General features: G+C 50.1%; 16 protein-coding genes. 4 read left to right on the top strand and 12 right to left on the bottom strand.

What is annotated here, in order from left to right; translation table 11 throughout:
* Positions 1 to 4: 4 nt before the first annotated feature.
* The 10 genes from NNX04_RS06320 to NNX04_RS06365 form a co-directional block, all read right to left on the bottom strand.
* Positions 5 to 856 (bottom strand): sulfotransferase family protein, encoded by an 852-nt coding sequence (locus NNX04_RS06320; RefSeq protein WP_261947835.1) that lies wholly within the window; start codon positions 854 to 856, stop codon positions 5 to 7.
* Between the two features lie 423 nt (positions 857 to 1,279).
* A complete protein-coding gene (locus NNX04_RS06325; RefSeq protein ID WP_261947836.1) occupies positions 1,280 to 9,319 on the bottom strand; it encodes a DUF4347 domain-containing protein in 8,040 nt (2,679 codons plus the stop codon).
* Positions 9,316 to 10,176 carry a sulfotransferase family protein gene (locus NNX04_RS06330; protein WP_261947837.1) on the bottom strand — a complete coding sequence of 287 codons (861 nt, stop codon included), beginning with the start codon at positions 10,174 to 10,176 and terminating at the stop codon, positions 9,316 to 9,318. The genes NNX04_RS06325 and NNX04_RS06330 overlap by 4 nt, the downstream gene beginning before the upstream one ends.
* Positions 10,177 to 10,271: 95 nt before the next feature.
* Entirely contained in the window at positions 10,272 to 10,811 is a 540-nt protein-coding gene (locus NNX04_RS06335; protein ID WP_261947838.1) for a phage tail protein, read from the bottom strand.
* Between the two features lie 10 nt (positions 10,812 to 10,821).
* On the bottom strand, positions 10,822 to 11,349 hold the full coding sequence (locus NNX04_RS06340; RefSeq protein WP_261947839.1) for a phage tail protein: 528 nt from the start codon (positions 11,347 to 11,349) through the stop codon (positions 10,822 to 10,824).
* Between the two features lie 20 nt (positions 11,350 to 11,369).
* Positions 11,370 to 11,891, bottom strand: coding sequence for a phage tail protein (locus tag NNX04_RS06345; RefSeq protein WP_151057135.1), 522 nt, complete (start codon positions 11,889 to 11,891; stop codon positions 11,370 to 11,372).
* 215 nt (positions 11,892 to 12,106) lie between these two features.
* Positions 12,107 to 12,592 carry a GNAT family N-acetyltransferase gene (locus NNX04_RS06350; RefSeq protein WP_261947840.1) on the bottom strand — a complete coding sequence of 162 codons (486 nt, stop codon included), beginning with the start codon at positions 12,590 to 12,592 and terminating at the stop codon, positions 12,107 to 12,109.
* 9 nt (positions 12,593 to 12,601) lie between these two features.
* Entirely contained in the window at positions 12,602 to 13,759 is a 1,158-nt protein-coding gene (locus tag NNX04_RS06355) for a sulfotransferase family protein (RefSeq protein WP_261947841.1), read from the bottom strand.
* Positions 13,752 to 14,378 (bottom strand): aspartyl/asparaginyl beta-hydroxylase domain-containing protein, encoded by a 627-nt coding sequence (locus tag NNX04_RS06360; RefSeq protein ID WP_261947842.1) that lies wholly within the window; start codon positions 14,376 to 14,378, stop codon positions 13,752 to 13,754. Before NNX04_RS06360 ends, NNX04_RS06355 begins: the two co-directional genes overlap by 8 nt.
* Positions 14,379 to 14,459: 81 nt before the next feature.
* A complete protein-coding gene (locus tag NNX04_RS06365; RefSeq protein ID WP_261947843.1) occupies positions 14,460 to 15,350 on the bottom strand; it encodes an AEC family transporter in 891 nt (296 codons plus the stop codon).
* A gap of 199 nt (positions 15,351 to 15,549) precedes the next feature.
* On the opposite strand from NNX04_RS06365, the gene NNX04_RS06370 reads away from it, so the two are divergent.
* Complete coding sequence (locus tag NNX04_RS06370; RefSeq protein WP_261947844.1) at positions 15,550 to 17,232, top strand: hypothetical protein; 1,683 nt, start codon at positions 15,550 to 15,552, stop codon at positions 17,230 to 17,232.
* A 237-nt stretch (positions 17,233 to 17,469) separates the two neighbouring features.
* Positions 17,470 to 19,263, top strand: a complete 1,794-nt coding sequence (locus NNX04_RS06375; protein ID WP_261947845.1) for a PhoX family protein — start codon at positions 17,470 to 17,472, stop codon at positions 19,261 to 19,263.
* 155 nt (positions 19,264 to 19,418) lie between these two features.
* Here NNX04_RS06375 and NNX04_RS06380 read toward each other — a convergent pair whose 3' ends face one another.
* The gene (locus NNX04_RS06380) at positions 19,419 to 20,522 is read right to left on the bottom strand and encodes an HDOD domain-containing protein (RefSeq protein ID WP_261947846.1); all 1,104 of its coding nucleotides are present in this window, start codon (positions 20,520 to 20,522) and stop codon (positions 19,419 to 19,421) included.
* 960 nt (positions 20,523 to 21,482) lie between these two features.
* On the opposite strand from NNX04_RS06380, the gene NNX04_RS06385 reads away from it, so the two are divergent.
* The gene (locus tag NNX04_RS06385) at positions 21,483 to 23,594 is read left to right on the top strand and encodes a glycoside hydrolase family 6 protein (RefSeq protein ID WP_261947847.1); all 2,112 of its coding nucleotides are present in this window, start codon (positions 21,483 to 21,485) and stop codon (positions 23,592 to 23,594) included.
* A 235-nt stretch (positions 23,595 to 23,829) separates the two neighbouring features.
* Positions 23,830 to 26,427, top strand: a complete 2,598-nt coding sequence (locus tag NNX04_RS06390; RefSeq protein ID WP_261947848.1) for a glycoside hydrolase family 9 protein — start codon at positions 23,830 to 23,832, stop codon at positions 26,425 to 26,427.
* A 142-nt stretch (positions 26,428 to 26,569) separates the two neighbouring features.
* Here NNX04_RS06390 and NNX04_RS06395 read toward each other — a convergent pair whose 3' ends face one another.
* Positions 26,570 to 26,815 (bottom strand): TIGR02647 family protein, encoded by a 246-nt coding sequence (locus NNX04_RS06395; protein ID WP_261947849.1) that lies wholly within the window; start codon positions 26,813 to 26,815, stop codon positions 26,570 to 26,572.
* Between the last annotated feature and the right edge of the window lie 9 nt (positions 26,816 to 26,824).

The raw sequence follows: 26,824 nt of genomic DNA on the forward strand, positions 1-26,824 counted from the left end.
CGATTTAGTTTCCTTCACTTTTGTTGGAAAGCGTTGCTGTTTTCTTAGCGGCGATGATATTGGCTGAAGTACCGGTATTGTCTTGCCAAAAATCCATCTCTTGATATTTCACAAACAAATCCGGCGGCAAAATACTGCGCCGGGTTTTGAATTCCACTTTCTTTTTAACAGTGTGCAAACCTTTTACGCCCAGATTTTGATCGAACTCACTTTCGGCATAATCGACATTATTAAAATCGTGGTCGAATAAGGGTTCACCAATAAAACGGTAAATCAACTCAATCGTGCGCGCCGGGTGCTGGGTGAGTAAGTCGTAATCCACCAACAGTAAACGATCAGAAAACTCACCATAGTAGGCTTCTTTTAACGCAGTCCAAGCGCTACCCACAGAACCACCTGCACTAATTAATGCTTCGCAGCGGCTATATACCGTCTGACGCGAAGCTGCATTGAACATGCGGCTGTAATCAAAGGGGTTTTTGCGATGGATGGTTTCAAAGCTGTCCATAATCCACGCCGGGTTACGCACACAGCAAATCACTTTGAAATCGTCAAACAGTTCAACGAGTTGATGCAAGCGTCCAGTCCATTGGCGATTGGTATCAAAAATCACTGGTTGTTCTTTATCGGCGTAGTAAGCCTCAAACAGGGATTTGCAAATACGCTTGCGCTTGGTCTCATCAAAAAATGAGTAGGATTCACTGTTAGCGCCCATTTGCTCCAATGCACCATTGAGCAACCCCGCAACTGGGCTACTCATAGCAGCATGAAAATGCGAGTTTTGGCGGAGAATGCCCGCCAACAGAGTTGAGCCAGAACGAGGCAAACCAGAAATAAAATGAAATCGGGAAGTCATTAAACGCCTTTACTAGTCCGTTATGTCGCTGCAACAACATGGAATGAATAAAAAACACAAGATAAATCAGTCAAAACACCGACAAAAACCAATAAGAACAATCAGAAAATAAAACTCAGGCAATTAATTGACACTCAGCCACTGAGCACAAAATTAATTCGCTTCGTGAGCTTAGTCGCCAAGTAATAAAACGCAAATTGCTCATAATAAGTACAACTACTCAGCTTGCAGCGCGATAGCGAGCAATTAAATACTGACACAGGTACGGCTCATTACAATGACAGCACATTACATAGCTGACACCTTGGGCTAATTTTTTAGCGCTAGCGAAACACGAGCAATATCGTTAAAAACAAAAAGGGAAAGGCGCCAAACACCTTTCCCTTTTTCAATACAAGAATACCTGTACTTAAAAGCTAATAATTAAAACCGCAAACGCCCCGATAACGAATACATGTCCACTACCTGATCCGCCAGGTAAATACGTCTTACACTCAACCCGTAGGACAGGTTTTTGGTCAGCCCTAAATCCAACCGAATACCCGCCAGCGGTGCAACGCCACTGTCACTTTGCAGGGTGATGGGTTGCTGGTTGGTCTCTTTTTCGTCCTGCCAGAAATAGGCGCCCGCTTCCAATGAGATATTCACCGGCTGGTCGCGCAGCAGGGTTAACCCCTGCACTGCTGTCCAGCCGCTGGCGCTGACCGGGTAGGCATTCGCGAAGTCGCGTTTGAATGCCGTCAGGTCGGTGTCGCCGTCGAGGGTCATATCCACTGTTACATCGCCCAGTTCCAGATAGCCCAGTTCGCTGTAGGTGTAGTCGTGCCATTGGTAGCCAAAGGCGATTTGGTAGCCGCGACGGTCGATGTCGTACTTATCAACCGTGAACTCGTGACCGGCGGCGCTCAGGGCTTGAGTGAACGTCGCTTCGCGTTGGTCGCCTTCTACTTTGTAAACATCTACCCGCACATAGGCTTTGCCGTCGGTCAGCGCCTGGCTGGAGGCCGAGGTGACAATCAGGGCCAGGGCGATCAAGCCCCGGCGGTTTGTTCCCGTGATCCATTTCATCATCAATACGCTTCCTAATAACAAGAGCCAGAGTCCATCTATCGCACCACCGCCTTTGGATTTGAGGTTTACATCCGGCGCTGGCGGTGGCGGAGGGGGTGGTTCCACCGGCAGTGCAACACTCACGGCGCCCGGGTCCACAATCGCGGCGTTGATCAGGCCGTCATCGTCGTTCGGCCCTCCGTCTTCAATGGTTAGCTGGACGCAGAGGTTGCCGGCGGTCAGGCCGGGTGTCCAATCCGGGTTGCCCGGTGGCGGGCAGTAACCGGGGTTGCCGGGGGCGGAGAAGATGCTGTTGTTGGCATTGCTGATGAAGTTGACCCAACGGCCATCCTGGTATTTGCGATAGACCGCATTGGCGGGAATCGGCGCTACTTGCGGGATCACTATGCGCACACTTTGACCCAGGGTTGGCAGGTCGTTGATCACGAAGTCAAAGATGCCTCCCACCGGTTCAAAGGTGGGGTCGATGATCAATTCACCGGTAGTGCCCAGCTCTTCGTTAAGGATTTGCACACCGCCAGACTCGCCGACCAACGCAAATTGGCCGAGGCCACAACGCACACCGGGATCACATTCGATCAGGTAGGCGTTCGTGATCGCGCCCTGCTGCGGCAGGATGTTGCTGGTGGGCATGTTGTCCAGATAGTCGGGGATACCGTTGCCGTTGGTGTCGCCAAAGCCTTCGTTGGTGTCAGTAACACCATCGCCGTCGGTGTCGGCATCCGGTACTAGCACTGGCAGGCTCGGTACGACACGGAAGTAGAGTTGTACGTTGGCAGTGGCACCACCGGTGTCGGTGACGGTCACTTGTGCCTGATGACGACCGCTCAAGTTGCTCGGGTCGAACACCAGGGTGTTGTTGACCGGGTTGCCGTCGGTATCGCCCAGCGCTGTGTCACTGGCTGACCAGTTGTAGCTGTGGGTATCGCCGGGGTTCAGGTCGGTGACGGTGACGGTCAGGGTAACCGGGCCACCGGCAGGGGTAATCTGGATGGTGTTTACACCCCCTTGCGTCAACTGCAGGCTCACCATCGGGGCGATATTGCCTTCGCGGATACGGATGGTGTGGCTGTTGGCGACACCGGCATTGATATCGCCATCCAAACGTACCACCAGTTCACTGTCGCTCAAGCCACTGAGGGTGGCCAGTTGCACTGGCACTATCACTTCCAGCTGCCCTGCTTCGGTGAAGTTGGCTACGCCATTGACCAGATTGTGTTCGGTAGTGCCTGCGGTAGTAGCCGCGTCGATCACGTAGGGTATCGCGACAGGGTATTCCGGCGCTTTACCATTAAGCAGCACACGGAATTCCACCGCACTGCCACGGATGGCGATTTGTGACTTGCTCAGGGATACCAGCGGACGGATATCGACCACTTGCGTAGCGGTACCCGTGACATCGGCTCCGTTGGTCGCACTCCAGCTCACTTCATGACGACCCGGTGGCAAGAGCAATACATTGTTGACGTTCAAGCCTTCCGGATTGGTGGTGCAACAGGTATTACCACTCACCCCATCACTGGCCATGCTGTTGAGAATCGCATCCACCTGCTCCTGGGTCGCCGAGGCATTGAGGCTCAACAACTGACGCAGGCTTACCGGTGTGTAAAGCCCGGTGGCGTTGATGGCGATATCTTCCGGTGCAGTAACCACCGGCTGCAATGGGTCGATGGTTTCAATCACTTCCAGATTGAAGGCTGGTAATGATGCACTCAGCACACCATCGCTGACGGTGATGACGATACCGGTGGTGGTACCTACATCATCGTGAACCGGTGTACCGGTTAAGGCACCGGTTGCGGTATCAAACGCGGCCCAGGTCGGTTTGTTGGTGATGCTGTAAGTCAGCACATCGCCCACATCCACATCGCTGGCCGTTGGGGTGAAGCTGTAAGCAACGTCCTGATCAACTGATACCAATGGCGTACCGCTAATCACGGGCGCCTCGTTCACGTTGGTCACAGTCAGGTCAAACGCCGCCAGGCTTGCGCTCAAGGTGCCGTCGCTGACAGTGATCACGATTCCGGTGGTAGTGCCCACATCCGCATTGGTTGGTGTACCGGTCAAGGCGCCAGTGGCGGTATCAAACGCGGCCCAAGTCGGTTTGTTGGTGATGCTGTAAGTCAGCACATCGCCCACATCCACGTCACTTGCGGTTGGGGTGAAGCTGTAAGCAACGTCCTGATCGACTGATACCAATGGCGTACCGCTAATCACAGGCGCTTCGTTCACGTTGGTCACAGTCAGGTCAAACGCCGCCAGGCTTGCGCTCAAGGTGCCGTCGCTGACAGTGATGACGATTCCGATGGTAGTGCCCACATCGGTATTGGTTGGTGTGCCGGTCAAGGCACCGGTTGCAGTGTCAAACGCGGCCCAGGTCGGTTTGTTGGTGATGCTGTAAGTCAGCACATCGCCCACATCCACGTCACTTGCGGTTGGGGTGAAGCTGTAGGCAACGTCCTGATCGACTGATACCAATGGCGTACCGCTAATCACGGGCGCCTCGTTCACGTTGGTCACGGTCAGGTCAAACGCTGCCAGGCTTGCGCTCAAGGTGCCGTCGCTGACAGTGATGACGATTCCGGTGGTAGTGCCCACATCGGTATTGGTTGGTGTGCCGGTCAAGGCACCGGTTGCAGTGTCAAACGCGGCCCAGGTCGGTTTGTTGGTGATGCTGTAAGTCAGCACATCGCCCACATCCACGTCACTTGCGGTTGGGGTGAAGCTGTAAGCAACGTCCTGATCGACTGATACCAATGGCGTACCGCTAATCACAGGCGCTTCGTTCACGTTGGTCACAGTCAGGTCAAACGCCGCCAGGCTTGCGCTCAAGGTGCCGTCGCTGACAGTGATGACGATTCCGGTGGTAGTGCCCACATCGGTATTGGTTGGTGTGCCGGTCAAGGCACCGGTTGCAGTGTCAAACGCGGCCCAGGTCGGTTTGTTGGTGATGCTGTAAGTCAGCACATCGCCCACATCCACGTCACTTGCGGTTGGGGTGAAGCTGTAGGCAACATCCTGATCAACCGACGTCGTCGGTGTACCGCTGATTAGAGGTGCATCATTGGTATTCACCACAGTTAGATCAAATGCGGCCAAACTTGAACTCAAGCTGCCATCACTAACGCTGATCACAATAGCGCTAGTAATACCGACATCCGCGTTTATCGGCGTACCCGTCAAGGCGCCAGTAGTAGTGTCAAATGCGGCCCAAGCAGGCTTGTTGGCAATACTGAAAGTCAAAGTATCGCCCATGGTATCTGTTGCACTGGGTACAAAACTGTAAGCGCTGTCCTCATTAACAGTAAGCGCCGGAGTGCCGTTGATAGATGGCGGACCGTTAGGTGTAACCGCAGCAGACGCCGCCGATGCGGAACCAGTCCCCACACTGTTGGTTGCGGTTACGGTAAAGGTATAACTGGTGCCGTTGGTCAGGCCGGTAAAGGTGATTGGTGAACCAGCACCGGTTGCAGTCGCTCCGCCGGGGTTAGCGGTGACGGTATAACCGGTAACCGCTGCACCACCAGTAAAGGCGGGTGCACTGAAACTAACGCTAGCCTGGGTGTCGCCAGCAGTGACACTGCCAATAACCGGTGCACCAGGCACTACCGCATTTACGGTGAAGCTATTGGTCACCTGGGGTGCGGCCAAGTAGCTAGCGTCACCCGCCTGATCAGCATTAATCGTACAGGTACCTACAGTGACGAAAGTCAATGTACCGCCGCTCGTAATCGTACAAACACCGGGAGTTGATGAGGTAAAGGTCGGCGTCAAACCAGTCGCATCCGTAGTTGCAATCAGTGTTGGCGTGGTACCAAAGTTTCGCGGCCCAGGGTTAGCAAAGGTAACCGTCTGGATCGACTTGGGCGTTATCGAGTTGGATGCACTGGACGCAGGGCCAGTACCAGCAACGTTATCCGCCGTCACGGTAAAAGTGTAGGCCTGTCCGTTAGTCAGCCCGGTCACCACAATCGGTGAAGATGCGCCCATCACAGGCGCAACATCCGCTGGGTTTACCGTCACGGTATAACCGGTAATCGCCGAGCCGCCGATATTCACCGGGGCAACAAAGGCAACGCTCGCCTGAGTATCACCGGCGATTGCAGTCCCTATGGTTGGTGCACCGGGAACTACGGGACTAACACTAAAAGACTGGCTCACTTGCGATGCAGCCAGGAAGGATGAATCGCCCGCTTGGTCCGCATTAATCGTACAGATACCCGCCGACAGGAAAGTCAGAGTTGTACCACTAACAGTACAAACACCTGTTGTAGATGATGTGAAGCTGACCGTCAGACTTGAAGTTGAAGTAGCTGACAATGTTGGCGAAGTCCCAAAGTTCTGAGTGCCTGGATTAGCAAAGGTAATGGTTTGCGGTGATGCCGGCGTGATCGAGTTAGATGCACCAGAAGCCGCACCAGTACCCGCCGAGTTAGTGGCCGTTACCGTAAAGGTATAGGCAACACCATTAGTCAGACCGGTCACGGTAATCGGTGAGTTTGCTCCCGTGCCAGTAAAACCACCGGGGTTGGCGGTTACGGTATAACCGGTGATCGCAGCACCGCCAGTGCTCGCTGGCGCGGTAAATGTCACAGTCGCTTGAGTGTTACCTGCAGTTGCAGTACCAATAGTCGGCGCATCCGGCACTATCGCATTGACAGTAAAGGTGCGGCTGACGGTAGGTGCTGCATTGGTAGCCGAGTCACCCGCCTGATCAGCATCAATGGTACAGCTACCGGCCGTTACAAAGGTCAGTGCACCGCCGCTGGTGATGGTACAAACACCAGTGGTGGATGAGCTGAAAGTAACGGTTAGAGGTGAGGTCGTTGTTGCACTCAGGGTCGGTGTGGTACCGAAGTTTTGCGCGCCTGGATTGGTAAAGGTGATGGTCTGGTTGGCTTTGGGGGTAGCAGAGTTGGATGCACCTGACGCAACACTGGTGCCTACGGCATTAGTCGCGGTAACGGTAAAGGTGTAAGCAGTGCCATTGTTTAAACCAGATACTGTCGCAGTACAGGCCGCAGGCCCCGCACAAGTACCAAATGCGCCGCCGGGGTTAGCCGTAGCGGTGTAAGTGGTTATTGCGGAACCGCCATTATTAACTGGTGCAGCAAAGGTGACAGATACTTGTCCATCGCCTGCGGTAGCTGTGCCTATGGTAGGGGCAGTAGGCGCGGTAGGAATGTCAACCGTGTGGGATGATCCCGCCGTAAATGCCGCAACGCTATTGCCTGCATCGTCAGCAATATTGGTTGAACCATTTAAATTCAGCTTGAAGGCGCCGTTGCCGCTAATGCTATTGATGGTGACATCAACACTGGAACCCGATGCTGCCGACACACTGGCAATAGTCCCCGCAGGAGCTCCCGACGTCGTTGCCAAAGCAAAATCATCGGTGGAGATATTACCGACCGATTCATCGAAAGTGACGGTAAATTCCATGCTGGTATCGGTTGTTGCTGGCGTGCCCTTGACTGCAATACTGCTTACACTGGGTGGATTATTGTCCGCCGTCGCATTGGTAGTATCAGCAGTTGTTGTGGCATTGCCCGCGTTATCGGTGGCGCTGAAGGAAATATTCAGGTTGGTAGCATCAATCGCCCCAGCCAAAATGGTGTAGGTTGCAGTCCAGGTTCCCGCACTATTGGTTGCTGCCACTGCAGCACCACCACCAAATTGTGAGAAGTTGACAGTAGCTGAACTGATGATATCGGTGTTGTTATCGCCCCCGGCAGTGTTGTTCCAGGTCGCAGTAACAGTATCGCCAATTTTGTAGACACCGCTGGTGCCCGAAGCGCCACTGATACTGATGTTTGCATTGGTCACCGTTGGGGCGATGCTATCGACGGTGGCATTGGTCGTATCAGCTGTTGTGGTACTGCCATTAGCATTGGTCGCAGTCACACTGATATTGCGACTAGTTGTATCAATCGCACCCGATGTGATGGTGTAGGTGGCTGTCCAGGTACCAGTACCATTATTAGTAGCAGCTACAGCAGCACCACCGCCAAACTGGGAAAAATCAACAGTTACACCGGTAATGCCGGTGTTGTTGTCGCCACCGCCGGTGTTGTTCCAGGTTGCAGTAACGGTGTCACCAATTTTGTAAGCACCGCCAGTACCTGAAGCTCCGGAAATACTAATGCGGCCGTCAGTCACGTTAGGAAGCGGAGCAAGGGCGCCTTGGATCGTAAAAGAGCGGAACTCAAAATAAGGTTTGGTATCGTCTGAACCATTAGTATCAAACACCAATTTAAACGCTTTCAGTTTTACCCCGGAAAAATCTACCAACTGTCCAGCTCCGAAGGTAAATGTGTCAGTTCCCGCTGTTCCATCCAAATCGCTGGATGTAATGGTACTGCCGTCTGGCTTTATTCCCACAATCTGCACATTGGTAAATTGACCAGACAGAACCTCCCCTGCTTCCAATCCAGTTAATTCAAAACTCCCGGTATTGGTTCCATCTGCAGCAACATAGAAATAAGTACCAGTCGTGGAGGTGTCATATCCAAACTGCAAATAGGCAACTACCGGGTGAGGATTAACGTTATAAATACTGAGATCTGTAATTGGGCTACCATTACTATCAAATCCTGTAACAACAAAGTCTGTCGATGTCAGGTTAATATCATTATCAATCCAGCCCGTTTGAAATGTTTTTGTTCCACTCGAAGCCACTAACACATTGGAAAAATCTTTCAGGGATTTTTCTGAAAACGCTAAAGCCGCTTCAACATTCCCGCGTTTAACTTCCAAATCCCAGTCGCCTTGCAACTCGGAATTACCGGTTAAATTATTAGATGCCGCCACATCCAAACCGGTTTTATTGCTGATGATATCCAGCAACTCTTCACCAGCTTTATTAGCCGCGAGGTCACAACCGTAAAATAATAAGTCACCGCCTTCACGCACAGCACCATTCAAAGCAGCGAAAGCCTGAACTTCGCGCTGGATATTTTCAGCGGTAATACGCGAATTACCGAGCAAAATAGCGCCGGCTTCGGCGTGGGAAATAATATGGATTGCCGCAAGATTTTTATGCCCTTCCAGCGCTGCAATCATTTGCGGCAAACCCGCTGCGGCAGAACTGATATGCACCATTTCCACACCTGGCTTTAACGCGCGACGCAACACGGCTTTATCCGTTTCCGCGACCCCGTCATCCACAATCACCAATTCACGCACAGCGTGCGCAACTTGAATATCCAGTTGATCACCGGACAAATCAACCAAGTCACGCGGCAATGCACTAGCGTGCGACAAATCTGCCGTTGATGCATTGATTGATGCACTTAAATAAGTCCGCTGATAGCTCGCCCCGGCTGTTGGCCCTGCATAGGCCCCCATGGGTAACAACAGCGAAGAAAGCCCACTGAATAAAAGATTTCTCATGATGATAAATTCCCGTTTAGAGGCGCACCTGTCGCCGCTGGTTTCTTACTCGCGATAATATTGGCGGAAGTTCCCGCCTGATCCTGCCAAAAATCCATTTCCTGATATTTCACAAATAAATCCGGTGGCAAAATACTGCGCCGACTTTTGAACTCCACCTTTTTCTTCACACTGTGCAAACCTTTTACACCGATATTTTGATCAAACTCATTTTCAGAATAATCAACATTATTAAAATCATGCTCAAACAGAGGTTCATCGATAAAGCGATAAATCAATTCCATAGTTCGTGCCGGATGCTGGGTGAGAAGATCGTAGTCCACTAACAACAAACGCTCGGAAAACTCACCATAATAAGCTTCTTTTAATGCAGTCCATGCAGATCCCACCGCACCACCAGCATTGATTAATGACTCACAGCGGCTGTAAACCGTCTGACGTGACCCAGCATTAAACATGCGGCTATAGTCGAAGGGATTTTTTCGGTAAATCATTTCAAAACTGTCCATAATCCACGCGGGATTACGCACACAGCAAATCACTTTAAAGTCATCCACTAATTCAATTAATTGATGCAGCCGCGCCGTCCAATGACGGTTGGTATCAAAAATTACCGGTTGGTCTTTATCGGCATAATAGGCATCGAGGAGCGCCTTACAAATACGCTTGCGTTTTTGTTCATCAAAAAACGAATAGGATTCACTGCCCGCGCCCATCTGCTCAAGCGCGCCATTTACCAAGCCAGCCACAGGGCTGCTCATAGCGGCATGGAAGCGCGGATTTTGTCGTAGTATTCCTGCCAGGAGAGTTGATCCTGAGCGAGGCAATCCGGAAATAAAATGCAATTTAGTTGGCATTGATGTTTTACTTGATTCAAAAAATATTGAGTGAAAAAGGTATTGGGTTAAAACTTTATGAAAAAATCCCGGCAGTTACGCCGGGAATACACTTATCAATTGCGCGTAGGAAAAACACCAGCCAGCGCAATGCAATAATTTAATGCCAAAAACGGCTGACGATTTTCATGGGCCTGCCCACCACCATTTACACCTATGGTTTGTGGCGCCATAGTCGTATTGGTTGTTCCGGGAGTCAGCATGTAGTTTATTGTCCCACCGCTACCACCACGCACATCTTTTGCCAGATAAGCATCTGCTGCCGGTGTTGATGCATTACCCGGATTGTTCATGGCAGTGATCAAATGATTATGGGCGGGAATTTCAGTCGTGAGTAAGGTCACCCCATTCTCACCCTGCTGCTCTCCCCAACTCCAAGGGCTCAATCCCGGCCCTTGGCCTACACCAGCAACTACTTGGCCTTGCAAATTAGGCAACTGGAAATTGGTGGTGCCGTTACCGCCATAGGTGGTACCAATGATGGAGAACAGCGCCGTATTGGATTGGATTGGTAGTATTTGGCCATTACATAACGCCCAATTTTTGGGAGCAAAGCTAAATGGCAACAAACGGATTTCACCGATAAAAGGTTCCATAGTTCACTCCTTAATTGCGCGATGGGAAAATGCCAGAGACACACATGATGTAGTTAATCGCAGTGGTCGGCATGATGTTATTGTGCGGCAGGGAGCCTCCAGCAGCTTGCACAGTGGCAGCGTTCAACGTCTCTGGCACTGGCCCAGTTGGAGATGAAACATAAATTTTATCGGTATCACTGTGGGCAAATACCGTTCCCGCCGGGCTGGGAGAAGTAGACGGTGCGGTAGTACTCGCATTAAACGTATGGTTGTGCGCAGGGATTTGCGTGGTTAGCAGGGTGACCGACTCAACACCAAACTGTTGGCCGATAACCCGCGGCGTCAACCCCGCTCCATTTCCTTGGCCAACTGGAAGCCGACCGCGCAAATCAGGAACGCCAAACGTACTCACACCATCGCCGCCAAAGGTGGTTCCGACAATTGCAAATAACGCATCATTTTCGCTGATGGCGAGCAAACGACCATCGCACAGCACCCAGCCAGCTGGTGCAAAACTACCCGCAAAAAGGCGGATATCACCGAGATATGGATCCATTGTGATTCTCCTTATGTGAGTCAGTTACGTGAAGGGTAAATGCCTTGGGTGGCAATGCAATAATTGAGTACCAACGAAGGCTGGCAATTTTCGTGAGGCTGGCTGCCGCCGGTATTGGATACCGATGCCGGATTCAATGGTTGCAGGCTGTTTGGAGCTTCATACAAATTAACGTCGCCCGCATTACCCTTACCGCCCGCAATATAATTGTTGGCAAAAGCCAGGTTATCGCCTTGGCTAGTACTAGCAGACACGCCGTGGTTGTGTGCGGGCAAGTTAGCAGTAGTGAGTGTTACATTTTCCACACCCGCTTTGCTGCCTTGGGGCAGACCCGCATTTACATTTGGGTGAACCGGTACGCGGCCACGCAAATCAGGCAATGCAAAGGTAGTGACTCCATCACCACCATAAGTAGTGCCCAGAAGTGAAAAAAGGGCTTGGTTGGAATTGATTGGCAGTAATTGCCCGGCACACAAAGTCCAATACTTGGGTGCCCAGTTGTAAGGGAGAAGCTTAATTTCTCCGAGGAAAAAATCAGACATCAATAACTCCTTGATTCAGAAAACCTGTCCTTAAAGGTCAGGGTTGATTATGAAATGTAATCCTTGAATGATTAAGCGCAGACTCACGCGCCATAACACACTGCTAACAACAGCCATTCTTTCCTGAATAAAAGATCATTCTCCGTGGACACGCCAACTCCAAATTGAAGAGTAAGGTATAGCAGAACTAATTCACATTACGAGCCATAACACAGTTATTTGCACTCCATCGCCTCATGCGTGGCAGTTAATTGACAAACATTAAAACCAATTCGGGTGTAAAGCCGTTTTGCCGCAATATTTTGACGCTCAACTTGCAAGCTCAGACCTAAGGATTGCGCGCTCGCATAGTGCTTTGCTGCATTCAATACCGCTGAACCTATACCCCGGCTGCGCCAACTAAATGCGATAACAAAATCAACAATGTGTATAAAATTTACCAGTTCAGCCAGCATGATCTTGCCAACGACTTGTGACTCACACTCAATAATCCAATTTCTGGCGGTGGGATATTGATTGGCATAACCGCGCTGCTGTAACTGGTATTGCTGAGCCAATAAGGTTTCCACCTGTGCAGGGGGGAGCGGTAAATAGGCTAATTCAGGTCGCGCCTCGCAAAACAGTGAAAATAAAAATGCATCATCTGTAGCATCCGCTAAACGCACACAAATCCCGGCAGGCAAAAAGATATTTTTTTCCATTACAACTCCTTAATAACCCTCTGGCTCAGCCAAGCAGGTGGCCGCTTCACGCAGCAGCTCATAAGTAACGAACAACTGTTGCTCTATATACTGTTTATCCGCGGCAGAAAATAATGATTGTTTACTCAGTGAATCCTGTTTGAACAATACGCCGGGGGTTTTTGAGTGAATACCGAGTCGCTGCATCACCGCTGTCTGTTCTTCCCCTGTTAGCGTCAAGTCAAAATAGCGAAAAATGGTATTTATGCCCGAATATTTCAATTGGCTGTAATCCATACACAAAATAGAATTTTGTGTCTGAATACTGTGCATTTTCTGCTGCAAGCTCCGCAATACATCAGTGCGATACTGCAACAGCGAAAGATGATTAGTCGCCCTTGAAAACACGCTATTAAATTGTGCTAACCCTGGTTCACCCGCCATATGCCGCCCCGCTAGCTTCTGATGGGAAGCCAAAATCTCTACCGGGTTGCGCACTACAAAAACCACTGGTACTTGCGGATAAATTGCGTGAATTAAATCCCAGCAAAAAATATCCCAGGCGTTCCATTTAATAATCACCTGTGGGCGATTGGGAAACACTGCCGCTTGCAAGTTAATAAAAGCACGCAGTAAATTTTGCTGCTCTTGCACTGACAGGTTTTTATCCAACAATAATTCTGTCAACAAAGGCGATTCGGAAAAAACACAAGTGGAATCCAGTTCAGATAAACAACCCGAAATTAACGTAGAACCGCAGCGCGACAAATGAAAAATAAAACCCGCAGGTTGTGCATCGGCAAGCGCTATCGCCTGTTGTTGCGCAACCGCCAAAGTGCTACAAGGCTGGATTATTTGATTAATCAATTGCTGACGGTAGCGGGAAATAGTTTCATCCTGAAATGGCTCGGTGGCATGACCAAAGGGTAAGAGCCAGTACACGCGCTGTTGCCCAGGGCGGTAGCGATAAGGCAACCAATTCTTTGCAAACTGGGCCTGATTTTCAGTTATGGGAAATTGATTGAGTTGCGCGATATCATCCAGCAACTGGTTATCGCTACGCTCGGGGCAATGCCATAGTTTTTTGATAATCGCCAACAAATTCTGCAGCGAATGCGCTCTTTTACATTGTTCAAGCTGCTCGCTGGAGCTAATTAACGCGCAGTATTCCGCATAAAATTCAGGCATTTGGCACACCAGTCGCAATAGCGTTACATAGCCAGTTGTTAGCCACGCAATCGATTACCAAATTAATCCGGTCTTCGCTGCCGTAATTGTAAACTTCGTGAGTTTGATCGGCGTTGAAATACCACAACTCACCCGCGTCCATGGGAACAATTTTATTGTCGACAATAAAACTTACATCCGCACTGGTGTAAATTGGCACATGTAACCGCGCCTCGCCATACGCAATACTCAACCCTTGATCGCGATGGGGTTTTATTTCTGCGCCGGCTTTTAAACGCATTAAACGCGCCGCTTTGATGGGGCATTGCAGCTGATTAAAAATGGCGGCAATTGCCGGGCACTGCTCCAATACCGGTAAGTTTTCCCAGTCATCGCCATTGGCTATGGCAAAACCTTGCAGGATGGGATGTGCACTAAGGTGTTGGCGTTGGCAGCGCAGGGGCAATACATCCCAACCACCGCGATAATCGTTTTTATTGACGTGATCAACCCAGGTCTCAGCTACTTGCGAAAGGTGCAGTAGTGATTCAACTTCCGCCTGTAAAGCAGTCAACCGAATTACACAGGCGAGCCGCGCAAAAGAAACCTCAGGTGAAGAAACAGCAACAGGATTTTCCATTCGCAGCTCTCTTATTAACTGAATAAAATCCCTTTCATATTTTGTTAGAAAATGGCTATAAAAAGACAAATCAAAGCATAGTTACAAAATTGCTATAAGCAAAAACGGCAAGCCGACAAATGCAATTAAGGTTGACACCAACACCATGGCGGCAATCTCTTCCGGTTTTTGGTTGTAACGCAACGCCAATAGATAGTTGAACACTGCCACAGGCATGGCAGATTGCAATAACACGACATTACGCGATATGCCTGTCAGCCCCATTAATTCGCACACAATAAAACCAAATAGCAACCCACCACCCACACGAAGTAGGCTAAAAAACAAACTGCGCTTCCAGAAATGAATTTTTAGCGTCGCGAGGGAAACACCGAGTGCGATGGTCATTAGCGGGATGGCGATGCCGCCGAGGAGATCGAGTGTGTTGCTGATCCAGCGCGGCAACTCTGTACCCGTCACCAGCAATAACACAGCGATTGCCATGGCATAAATCACCGGTTGTTTAGCAATGGCTTCCAGGCGTTTAAAGATCCCACCTTCGCTGCTGGTCACAAGTAATAAGCCCACCGTAAAAGTCGCAATCATCATCACCATAAATGAGCCCAACGCGAGCGCGAGGCCGGTTTGCCCATAGGCAAATAAACACAGCGGCAACCCCATGTTGCCGTTGTTGGGGAAGATAAGTGGCGGGAGATAAGTGCTAATTTCCAGTTTCATCCAGCGCAATAATGCCCAGCCGAATAACCCCATAGCGGTCATGACGATTGCTGTGGCAAGCGCGACCTGCCCCATCACGGATGGTTGCACATCCACTTTCGCCATCACACTGATAATCAAACAAGGCGTGCCGATGTTCATCACTATGCGTGAAATAAAATCCGCGGGGAAATCAGTGCCGGTTTTTCCCCAAATAAAGCCGGCACCGACAGAAATCATAATAGGGGCAAGAATGGCGAGTAGTTCGCTGAGCATGATGGTTACTTTTACATCAGAAGAAAATAAAAAATTGAGCGTGAATTGTAGCAGGCGTGGTTGTTTGGAGGGTGCATGGGATGCTTTTTTGACTGAAAGAATAATGTCACAAAGGCTTGTTAGGCTTGCTTGACTTATTGACTACCTCTTTATGCTGTTAAAAAGCAACTGAATAACCAACGCTATGCGGATACCCCCTATGCAATTCAAGCAGCCTTTCAACCGTTTATTTTCACTTGGCCTGTTGTTGCCTCTCAGCCTGACAATCAGTTTGGTCGGTTGTGATTTATTAAGTGATGGCGAGTTTCCACAAGGCACTAGCGCCACCAAAGCAAAAGATTTACCGAACATTGAACTCGCGGCGCGGACGCCCGTATCCAATGAAGTCATTACCAATTTGGAAGCCCCCATTCCTGCGCAGTGTTATACCAAAACTGAAAATCGCCACAACCCCTGCTACACCTGCCATCAAATGTATGACCGTAGCGCGGGCGAGTTTCGCATGAATGAGTTGGATGATGGCGGCCTGCAAGGCGCTTATATTTTTTCAGAAGACGGCTTGAGTAATCACTGGAAAAATTTATTTGTTGATCGCCGCGAATGGCTAGATGCGGTAAGCGAAGAAACGATTCAACACTATGTAAATAGTGACAACTACAGCGCACTGGCCGAGTCGCTCAAAGCACGCGATTGGAAAGGCTTTATTCCCGACTTGGCAAATTATCAGCGCGCGGCGGCTGCCTTTGATGCGCAGGGTTTTGCCAAAGACGGCAGCCACTGGGTAGCGTTTAATTACAAACCCTTCCCCGGTACTTTTTGGCCAACCAATGGTTCCACTGACGATGTCATCATTCGCCTGCCAGCCGCCCTGCGTGAATTAAATGGGCAATATAATCGCGCGGTGTATTTACTGAATTTGTCGCTGGTGGAACTGAATATCAAACAGCTCGCTGCGATCAGTATTCCTGCACAGGACGAAAACCTGCTGGGTATCGATTTGGATGGCGATGGCACACTCGGCATTGCACAGCAATTGGTAAAACGGGAGAGCTACCTGGGTGATGCCAGCAATATGCCCGTCACCGCACAACAATACCCACTGGATAGCGAATTAATGCACACCGTGCGCTATGTGGGCACAAAATCAGAAGGCAATATTTTTGTGCCTGAGCGCATGAAAGAATTACGTTACATGAAAAAAATTCGTGTGTTGGAACAATATGACGTTGCCAGCCGTTATGCGCGCGAACGTAAAGAAAAAAACCTTGAACTGCTACCCAACTTTAATGATCACGGCGAGCGGGGTATGGAAAACGGTTTTGGCTGGTTATTGCAAGGTTTTATCGAGGATTACGCAGGCGCCCTGCGCCCACAAACCCATGAAGAGACATTGTTCTGCATGGGTTGCCACGCCGCCGTTGGCGCCACCATAGATCACACCTTTGCATTGGCACGTAAGGTTACCGGCGCCGAGGGCTGGGGTTACATTAACCTCAAAGGCATGAAAGATGCGCCCAGTGTGAGCGAAAGTGGCGGCGAGATTTTGCATTATTTACAGCGCGCAGGCGGCGGTAGTGAATTTCGTGAAAATCCTGAAATGCTTACACGCTGGTTCAAAGATAATGGCATGGTGGATGAAGAAAAAGTGAGCGCTGCAAACGTTTATGAGCTAATTACACCTTCGCATCAACGTGCCCTGCAATTAAATAAAGCCTACGCCCATATTGTGCGCACCCAGAGTTTTATTTACGGCCGTGATGCAACTTGGTTACCCGCAAAAAATGTTTTTGATGTAATCAATGACGAGCTGCCACCACTCCCACCCGAACATCGCTTTTACAATTGGGACATCCGCCTGGATTGGTCACAGAACAATCAATAACCCTCAAAAATATTTTACTTCCGCACGTAACGTAATCACTGAAAATATTTTTTTGTCGTGCCCGCGCATGCGGGTATCGACTTAAAACTATCGCGAATTTCTTGTAAAAAAAGCTTCACTGAATTGCCACATTTCCGTTGCGAAACATTCATAAAACTTGCTTAGGCTACAGACTCCGTAGCAAGACCTTCCTAACAATTAATTCTGTACTGTTTACAAGCAACCTTGGGATTTAACATGAATATAACGTTCAACAAAAAATTATTAGCCGTTTTAATTTCATCCACCCTGTTGCTCACCGCCTGTGGTGGTGACGATGGTAAAGACGGTGCAACCGGCCCCGCAGGCTCTGACGGTGTTGCTGGCCCTGCAGGCCCAACTGGCCCAGCAGGAAACAATGGCGCGCCGGGGCAAAATGGTGCCAATGGTCAGGACGGCACTGACGGCGAAGACGGTGTTGATGCAACCGCACCCGCTAAATTAATTCGCTTGGCAACCACGCCCATGGGCTCCGAATTAACCGGTATGTTTAAAACCGATAACGGTGAATTATTTTTTAATATTCAACATCCATCAGACACTCTACCCGGCGATGAAAGCAAAGCGGCGGTGGGCGTTTGGAACGGTGTTGACCTGGACATGCTTGACCCCAAAATTACACCCGTCGCAGTACCCGTAAAAGGCTCTCCTGAATCACAAACCACCCGAGTTGCTGTGGGCAGCTATCAAGCGCTGGGCCGCGAAGGTGATATTTTTGCCGGTGCACTGCCCTTTGGTTTTGGCAATATCACTACCCCTGATGGCAGTGTTAGCGTCAAACAATCCAACAACCCGGACTTTAACGCTTACATTCCAGACAATATCAGCGGTAGCGAAGGTTACTTGTTTAGCGCGTGGGAAGATCGTCCCGGTGGTGTAAGCCGTTTGAGCATCGCGAAACAAAACGATGGCACCTGGCGTGTGAACGATGCGATGAACGTAAATTTTGGCAACGTAAAAGGCACCATGATTAACTGCTTCGGTACCGTTTCACCCTGGGGCACGCCACTCACCTCGGAAGAAAACTACGAAGCCGAAAACACCGTGCGTTGGAACGATGCCACCTACTCCACTGGCTACCCCAATTACGCAGACGTGCTGAAGATTAAGGATTACCTGGGCGGCACTTTCCCCAACCCTTACGACTACGGCTACATTGTTGAAATCACCCAACCTAAAACCGCTGCGCCGGTTCCGGTAAAACATTTCACCATGGGCCGTTATGCGCATGAAAACCCGGTGATTATGCCCGACCACAAAACTGTGTATTTAACGGATGACGGCTCTAACAAAGGCTTTTATAAATTTGTTGCCGATGTTGCAGGTGACATGAGCGCGGGCACACTCTACGCCGCCAAAGTAATGCAAGACGCCACAGTAGATACCGCCAAAGCCGGTTTTGATATTGAATGGATTGAGTTGGCCCATGCCACCAATGCTGACATTGAAAGCTGGGTGCGCTCTTACGATGGTATTGATGAAAGTGATTACGTTGAAGGGGCTACCAGTTACATTTCTGATGCCGAAGTAGCTGATTGGGCTGCAGGTAACGCCGCAGATGATCGCGTCGCATTCCTGGAAACCTTGCGCGCCGCCGAAGCCAAAGGTGCCACGGTTGAGTTCAACAAAATGGAAGGGATCAACATTAATTACGACGGAGCCAAAGACCGCAGCGTACCCTTTATGTACGTAGCGATGGCTGAAGTGCGCGGCGCCATGGCCGACACCACAGGTGACATCCAGGTAACTGAAAACCGCTGTGGCGCGGTGTATCGTTTTGGTTTCGATGAAAGCTACAACGTAAATCGCATGCAACCTGTTGTAGTGGGCGGCGCTTATAACGGCACCAGCACTACCGACAAATGTGACGTTAACGGCATAGCGCAGCCAGACAACATCGAAGTATTGGATGATGGTCGCGTATTAATCGGCGAAGACAGCAGCAACCATGTCAACAACATGCTGTGGGTTTACAACCCGAACGGGATCTAAGTCAGGGCTGTCATCACCCTGTCACCTTGACCACATATCATAAAAACCGAGAGAGTAAGGAAACAGAAACAGCAGGGAAGCAGACAGGAAGTCAGGTAAGAAATCGAAGGGGCCTTGGCCCCTTTTTTTATGCGCGAAAAACGTGAATTAACTGCTTAGAACAGGCTTTTTGCCACCATGCGAATTTCCTGCACATTGGTCATTACCAAGGTCAGGCCGCCCGCTACAACAGAGTTTTCCGGTGCATCCAATTTTTTATAGGCGGTTAATTCAGTAATGGGAGGCAAATTGTTTTTGGCCTGGCTTAATTTCACTGAGTGATACAAACCCAAATTGATAATATCGCTCAAATTAATTGGCCCGGGGCTATCCCCTGACCAATTACCAATATCCTGGATAACTTTCAGGTATTGGCTATCCACCTGCCATTTTTTCAGCGTAATCACACCCAGTGATTTTGCATACTCGCGGCAAAGCCCTACATAAACCGCCAACTCTGGTGTTTGCTCACTCTTTTTAAAAGCGGACAACACTGCCAGGGTTCCCACTTCACTTAACAGCGCAGCCATTAATACCTGATCCGGTACAACCTTACCTACATGTTTGGCAATGAAAGTACTGAGGCTAGCCTTTAATGCCATGCGCCGCCATGCCTCCACAAACAGGCGCTTATGCTTAACCGAATGCACAGAAAATAAGCTTTTAATGGAATGCACCATGGTAATTCGCTCTACCTGATTCATCCCTAACAGGCGCACCACATCCAGTAGGCTTTGCGGCGGGTTTTGGCTCCCTACCAGAGGGCTTGAGGCATATTTCAGCAAAATGGCGGACAGCGAAGGATCTTTAGCGAGCAACTTACTTAACTCAGCCATCGACAAATCCGATTGCTCCAACGCATTGCGAATTTCAAAGGTAATAGCAGGCAGACTGGGCAACTGCTCATTGCCTGCAAGTAATTCGCTAACCAAGCTGCGATAGACTGAATAGTCTGGTTGACCGGATTGCACGTTCAATTCCATAGGCTTTGATATTTGGCTGATCTTGATGGCGGCAAGCCTAGCAGATTTAAACGCCTTAGTAGTAGCGGCCGCCACTTGAGCACCCACAAAAAGACCGACACAACACTCATGATTTGGAGCAAAGAACAATAACTGCTCAAAAAAAAACCTGCTAAAAAAGCCGGGGGTAAACGCGTCAGCTGGCAGCAAAATACAGCCCATAGCGACAACAACCTGACAAGCCACTTTGATGACCATGCGACCACCCCAATCACTCGTCGCTTGACGAGGGGTTACCCCTAACCCGGTAGCTCAACACAGGGCTCACACAAGTAGAAATAAAGATTTAAGCGACACAAATATTTTCACCTGTAAATGTCTTTTTAAGAAATCAAAAACGCCAAATTAAAATCACCAAAACATAATATTTTTTAAGAGCAAATATTTAAAAATTTTTAATTGATTTTTAACTTTTTAAAAATCAATTAAACATCTGTTTTAACTCATATTTTGAGTTTTTATAAATTTTAGAAATCACTTTTTTACAACAAATAAAGCCATTTTTTTCCGAAACAAAACACAAAACACAAAAACTTAATTATTGTTTTTTCATTTTTTTTAAACTACTGTGGCTAAAAATTACCTCCTGGTTATTTATTAAATAATAAAAATAAAACATCGTTTTTCACCTTGAAAATTTTAAGTTACAAAAAATTTATCAACCAAAAAGACAATTTAAGCGCCACCACTCCGACTTGCCTGATTGAACAGAAAGGTGAATTTATGCCGGATACTATCGTGATCCAGCCTGCAGAATTTAATAGTGCCCCGCACTGTGCAGAGTATTTTTATTTCATAAGTGATATTTTTCGCGGCACAAAAATGACAGCGCTGTCCTTTTTGAATTTATGTTTAACACATACTGGGTAGAACGCCCGATAAATAAAAATAACCTTAGAAAATACAAAGTGTTACAGAGAAAAAATAATTCAAACCAAGGCAGATAATCTCGGCCGTTAACAAATTGTCAGGATTGACACCGATTCATCAACACGTGAACCGGCCTACACCGGGAAGTTTAGAAAGTAGAAGTTCCGAGGGTAGAAGTACGAGGTAAAAATCCACCTGCAGTTCATTTTGGAAAACAAACCGGAATGAGAGGTGAGTTACAAAAAAGGCGTACCACGCCTTTCAACATCACGTTCAAGGATAAACATAATGAAAACATCACTACGCAAAACGCTCGGGATAGCCTCGCTGCTAAGCCTGAGCATGGTCGTCGCGAGCCAAACGCACGCAGCGGTCTGCTCTTACACACTCAACAATGAATGGAATACCGGCTTTCAAGGTACTGTCAGTATCACCAACAATGGCACTACCGCCATTAACGGTTGGACTGTGGGCTGGGCTTACACCAACAACCGCATCACCAATTCCTGGAATGCCACCCTCAGTGGCAACAATCCCTACACCGCCAGTGGATTGAACTGGAACAGCACAATTCAACCGGGGCAATCCGTGAGCTTCGGGGTGCAGGGCAACAAGAATGGCGCTACTGCTGAAATCCCGACTATCACCGGTAATGTTTGTGGCACTGCAACAAGCAGCTCAGCACCCAGCAGCACTCCGCCGGCAAGCTCTTCATCCAGCACCGTTTCTATTTCCTCCAGCAGTGTGGCATCACAGTGCGCGGCAGTGTCGCAATGCAATTGGTACGGCACGCTTTACCCCACTTGCACCACTACCGTCAGTGGTTGGGGTTATGAAAATGGCAAGAGTTGTATCTCTACAGCGACCTGTACCAGCCAACCTTCACCTTTTGGAGTAGTGGCCGGCTGCGGTGTAACTTCAAGCTCGTCAACCACTAGCTCATCAACTACCAGCTCTTCTTCGTCAGTAGTGTCGTCCAGTTCTGTCGCCACTACGCCGTCGTCAGCCAGTGTGTCGTCAAGCAGCAGCTTGGTACCACCCAGCTCTAGCTCGGTCAGCTCTAGCAGTTCGTCTGTGATTAGCAGCTCCGTGGCTAGCAGTTCAGTCGTCAGTGTTAGCAGCTCCAGTGCAGCCAGCGCTGGCCCACGTTTGGATAACCCCTTCGTTGGCGCCCAGTGGTACGTAGATCCAATCTGGTCAGCCAAAGCCATGGCAGAAACCGGTGGCTCCAAAGTGGCCAATTACAACACCGCGGTGTGGATGGATCGTATCGGTGCGATTGCCCCAACCGATGGTAGCTGGGGTCTGCGCGACCATTTGGATGCAGCTCTGGATCAAAACGCCAATGTAATCCAGGTGGTGGTCTATGACCTACCTAACCGCGATTGCCACGCGTTAGCGTCCAATGGTGAGTTGAACCAAGGCGTTGAAGGCACTACCCGCTATCGCACCGAATATATCGATGTGTTGGCATCCATCTTCGCTGATCCTAAATACCGCGAACTGCGCATTATTGCGATCATCGAGCCAGACTCATTACCTAACCTGGTCACCAACCTGAGCACACCGGCGTGTCAACAAGCAGCCGATGCGACCCATGGTTATGTCCCTAACACCCGTTACACCCTGAGCAAGTTCTACCCGATTACCAACGTTTATTCTTACGTTGATATCGGCCACTCAGGCTGGTTGGGCTGGACGGACAATTTTGGCAAGGCTGTTACCCTGATTGGCGATGCGATCAAAGGGGCGACTGGCGGGGTGAATTCCGTAGCCGGCTTTGTATCCAACACCTCAGGTTACACCCCACTGTACGAACCCTTCCTGGATTCATTGGCTAACAGCGCCTTCCCGGGCAGTGGTGGCGGCACACAAACCCGTCAAGCCAAGTTCTACGAATGGAACCCGCACTTCAGTGAAGTTTCTTTTGTGACCGCCTGGCGCAATGCCATGATCTCTGCTGGCTTCCCATCCAACATCGGCATGTTGGTGGATACCTCACGCAACGGATGGGGTGGCGCTAACCGTCCAACTGCGCAATCAACCAGCACGGTACTGGATACCTTTGTTGACCAATCGCGCATTGACCGTCGTGCCCATCGCGGTAACTGGTGTAACCAACGCGGTGGCGTGGGCGAACGGCCACAAGTAGCACCGGTTGCAGGTATCGATGCTTATGTATGGGTGAAACCGCCAGGTGAATCAGATGGTGCAGCCTCACTGGAACTGTCTTACGACCCACAAGATCCAGCCAAAGGCTTTGACCGCAACTGTGACCCTACCTTTACCAATGCTGCAGGCACCACCACTGGCGCTATGCCCAATGCGCCGGTTGCTGGCCGCTGGTTCTCGGAAGGGTTCAAGCAACTGGTGGATAACGCTTACCCACCACTGCAATAAGCAGATCAGTACAGCCGGATTTCCGGTGGACTCAAGTCAAAACAGGAGTTGCGACTTGGCTTAGGGATGAGCCGGTACCTTTTATACCGGAGGTGGTGGATTTCAGGACAAGGCCATCACTCCCGCCCCGGTATAAAACCCCTTAATCAATGCAATTATTTACCGGCCTGTTTCGCAGGCCGGTTTTTTTAACGCTGATTACAGCTCCTCTTTTATTTCACGCGAGATATTTCCGATGAAAAAATCCGTCCAGAATAATGATCAAGAATTTGCGCGCGAACTATCCGCCAAACGCACACCGCTGTACCAATTGATTGGTACAGGGCTGCTCGCCCTGTCGGCATTCAATGCCCAGGCCGAGATAGGCAACCCACGGGTAAACCAACTTGGCTACCTGCCCACCGGCGCCAAAACCGCGACCTACAAAACCACCCAAACCAGCGCACAAACCTGGCAGCTGCGACAAAATGGCACAGTGGTCGCGAGCGGCCAAACACTGCCAAGTGGCTCCGATGCGGCCAGCGGCGACAACCTGCATCAGATTGATTTGTCGGCCGTGAGTGCAACCGGAAGCGGTTTTACCCTGACGGTCGGTGGCGACACCAGTTACAGCTTTGCGATTTCCAATACCGCCCTCAAAGGCGCACTCTACGACTCGCTTAAATATTTCTACCACAACCGCAGTGGCATCGCGATTGAGACCCAGTACACCGGTGGCGGCAATGGCTCCTTTGCCAGCAATAGCAAATGGTCGCGCCCGGCGGGTCACTTGAACATCGGTGCCAACAAAGGCGACATCAATGTGCCCTGCTGGAGTGGCACCTGTAACTATTCGCTGAATGTCAGCAAAGGCTGGTATGACGCCGGTGATCACGGCAAATACGTGGTAAATGGCGGCATTTCAGCCTGGACATTATTAAACCTTTACGAGCGCGACCTGTACCTGAGCGACAATGGCAGCTTGGTGGGCGACGGCAAACTGAATATTCCCGAAAGTGCCAATGGTATTTCTGATGTGCTGGACGAAGCGCGCTGGCAAATGGAGTTTTTGTTGGCGATGCAAGTGCCCGTCGGCCAAGCCAAAGCCGGTATGGCGCACCACAAAATGCACGATGTAGGCTGGACCGGATTCCCTCTTGCACCCCATGAAGATCCACAGCAGCGTGCACTGGTTCCACCGTCTACCGCTGCCACACTGAATTTGGCGGCCACCGCTGCCCAGTGTGCACGGATTTGGCAAGACATCGATTCCGGTTTTGCCGCTACCTGCCTGAGTGCTGCAACCCGCGCCTGGGATGCCGCCCAAGCCAACCCCAATGATATTTACAGTGGCAATTACGACAATGGCGGCGGCGGTTATGGCGATGCCAACGTCAGCGATGAGTTTTACTGGGCCGCTGCCGAGTTGTACATCACCACTGGCAATAGCCGATACCTAAGCACATTGAATAACTTTGCTATTACCCGCAACGATTTCGGGTGGGCTGATACCGAACTGGCGGGCTTGATTTCATTGGCGATGGTTCCCACCACTCACACGGCCAGTTTGCGTTCGAGTGCGCGCCAGAAAATTATCAGTATCGCCGACAATAATATCGCCACCCAAAATGCATCTGGCTATCCCGCACCGCTTTCAACCCTTGAGTACTATTGGGGTTCCAACGGCGCCGTGGCGAATAAACTAATCCTGATGGGGCTTGCCTATGATTTCACGGGCAATGAAAACTACGCCAAGGGGGTGGGGAAAGGGCTGAACTATTTCTTCGGTCAAAACACCCTGTCCACCTCATTCGTGACGGGTGCGGGCACCAAAACGACCACCCAACCACATCACCGTTTCTGGGCAAATGCGATCAATGCCAACTACCCTGCCCCACCACCCGGCGCACTCTCTGGCGGCCCCAATGCCGGTCTTGAGGACAGCACATCAGCTTCATTGTTGGGTGGTTGCAAGTCCAGACCTGCCACTTGTTGGGCTGATAACATCAATGCCTATGCGGTTAATGAAATTACCATTAACTGGAACGCTCCCTTGGCTTGGAACCTCGCGTTTTACAACGACTACGCACAGGGCAATGGCGGTGGGCAAAGCTCATCCAGTCTGAGCTCATCGAGCCTCGCTGTCAGTTCATCAAGCCAGGCGATCAGTTCATCGGTTCCAGCCAGTTCTTCCAGCTTGGCAACAACCTCAAGCTCATCCTCTATCGCACCGAGCAGCTCGTCGTCAGTCGCGTCAAGTGTCAGTACTGCGCAGCAATGTAATTGGTATGGCACGCTTTATCCGCTGTGCGCCGTTACCAGTTCCGGTTGGGGGTATGAGAACAACAGAAGCTGTATTTCAGCCAGTACCTGCAGTGCCCAACCCGCGCCTTTTGGCATAGTGGGCGGCGGTACAAGTAGCACTCCAGCCAGTAGCAGGCCCGCAAGCAGCACGCCGGCAAGTAGTACCCCAAGCAGCACGGCGCCCTCTTCCGTTGCCAGCTCGACACCACCGGCAAGTTCATCCAGTTCGGTAGCCAGTGTAGGGGGTGGTAACTGCCAGTATCTGGTGAGCAACGAGTGGAATAATGGTTTTACGGCTACTCTGCGCATTACCAACACCAGCAGCAGCCCTATCAATGGCTGGACGGTAAATTGGTCCTACAGCGATGGCAGCCGTATCACCAACAGCTGGAATGCCGTGTTTAGTGGAAACAACCCCTACAGTGCGAGCAACCTGAATTGGAACGGCACTATTCCGCCAGGGCAGTCGGTGGAGATAGGTTTCCAAGGTACCAAAGGCAACAACACTAGCGCACAAGTTCCAAGAGTGACCGGCAGTGTTTGTAATTGAGGAAAACGTCGCGGGGTAAGGAATAACCCACACTAAAAATCAGGCGGCCAATGGTCGCCTGATTTTTTATTACAGCAAGATTGCGATAAGAGGATTCCCTGGCGAGAAAGAAGCGCAGAGGAATTTCAAAAAAAGAAATGCTTTATAACAAGGGTTTTGAAGTCAGGATTTGCAGCAGGTTTTGTAAATGCACCGTGGATTCATAACCCAAGGGGGTTAAATAACCACCATCGGGCAAGGTGATTAATTGTTTTTCGTGCAGGCGTTTGGTGGCGGCGATCAACTCAGGTGCTGCATCTGAATGAACTTTGAGTCCGGTCTGGCTGGTTGTCGCGTCAAACAGGCGCAGCACTTGCAGTTCAGCAACTAATTCCGAGGACATTGGCATCTTGGACTC

Source organism: Cellvibrio sp. QJXJ (assembly GCF_024452345.1).
Taxonomy (GTDB): Bacteria; Pseudomonadota; Gammaproteobacteria; order Pseudomonadales; family Cellvibrionaceae; genus Cellvibrio.

Bases quoted from the DNA above. Each gene is read 5' to 3' on its own strand.
- NNX04_RS06355 (WP_261947841.1), bottom strand. From the start codon at position 13,759: ATGCCTGAATTTTATGCGGAATACTGCGCGTTAATTAGCTCCAGCGAG.
- NNX04_RS06375 (WP_261947845.1), top strand. From the start codon at position 17,470: ATGAATATAACGTTCAACAAAAAATTATTAGCCGTTTTAATTTCATCC.
- NNX04_RS06390 (WP_261947848.1), top strand. From the start codon at position 23,830: ATGAAAAAATCCGTCCAGAATAATGATCAAGAATTTGCGCGCGAACTA.
- NNX04_RS06325 (WP_261947836.1), bottom strand. From the start codon at position 9,319: ATGAGAAATCTTTTATTCAGTGGGCTTTCTTCGCTGTTGTTACCCATG.
- NNX04_RS06330 (WP_261947837.1), bottom strand. From the start codon at position 10,176: ATGCCAACTAAATTGCATTTTATTTCCGGATTGCCTCGCTCAGGATCA.
- NNX04_RS06335 (WP_261947838.1), bottom strand. From the start codon at position 10,811: ATGGAACCTTTTATCGGTGAAATCCGTTTGTTGCCATTTAGCTTTGCT.
- NNX04_RS06380 (WP_261947846.1), bottom strand. From the start codon at position 20,522: ATGGTCATCAAAGTGGCTTGTCAGGTTGTTGTCGCTATGGGCTGTATT.
- NNX04_RS06350 (WP_261947840.1), bottom strand. From the start codon at position 12,592: ATGGAAAAAAATATCTTTTTGCCTGCCGGGATTTGTGTGCGTTTAGCG.
- NNX04_RS06320 (WP_261947835.1), bottom strand. From the start codon at position 856: ATGACTTCCCGATTTCATTTTATTTCTGGTTTGCCTCGTTCTGGCTCA.
- NNX04_RS06360 (WP_261947842.1), bottom strand. From the start codon at position 14,378: ATGGAAAATCCTGTTGCTGTTTCTTCACCTGAGGTTTCTTTTGCGCGG.
- NNX04_RS06345 (WP_151057135.1), bottom strand. From the start codon at position 11,891: ATGTCTGATTTTTTCCTCGGAGAAATTAAGCTTCTCCCTTACAACTGG.
- NNX04_RS06395 (WP_261947849.1), bottom strand. From the start codon at position 26,815: ATGCCAATGTCCTCGGAATTAGTTGCTGAACTGCAAGTGCTGCGCCTG.
- NNX04_RS06370 (WP_261947844.1), top strand. From the start codon at position 15,550: ATGCAATTCAAGCAGCCTTTCAACCGTTTATTTTCACTTGGCCTGTTG.
- NNX04_RS06365 (WP_261947843.1), bottom strand. From the start codon at position 15,350: ATGCTCAGCGAACTACTCGCCATTCTTGCCCCTATTATGATTTCTGTC.
- NNX04_RS06340 (WP_261947839.1), bottom strand. From the start codon at position 11,349: ATGGATCCATATCTCGGTGATATCCGCCTTTTTGCGGGTAGTTTTGCA.
- NNX04_RS06385 (WP_261947847.1), top strand. From the start codon at position 21,483: ATGAAAACATCACTACGCAAAACGCTCGGGATAGCCTCGCTGCTAAGC.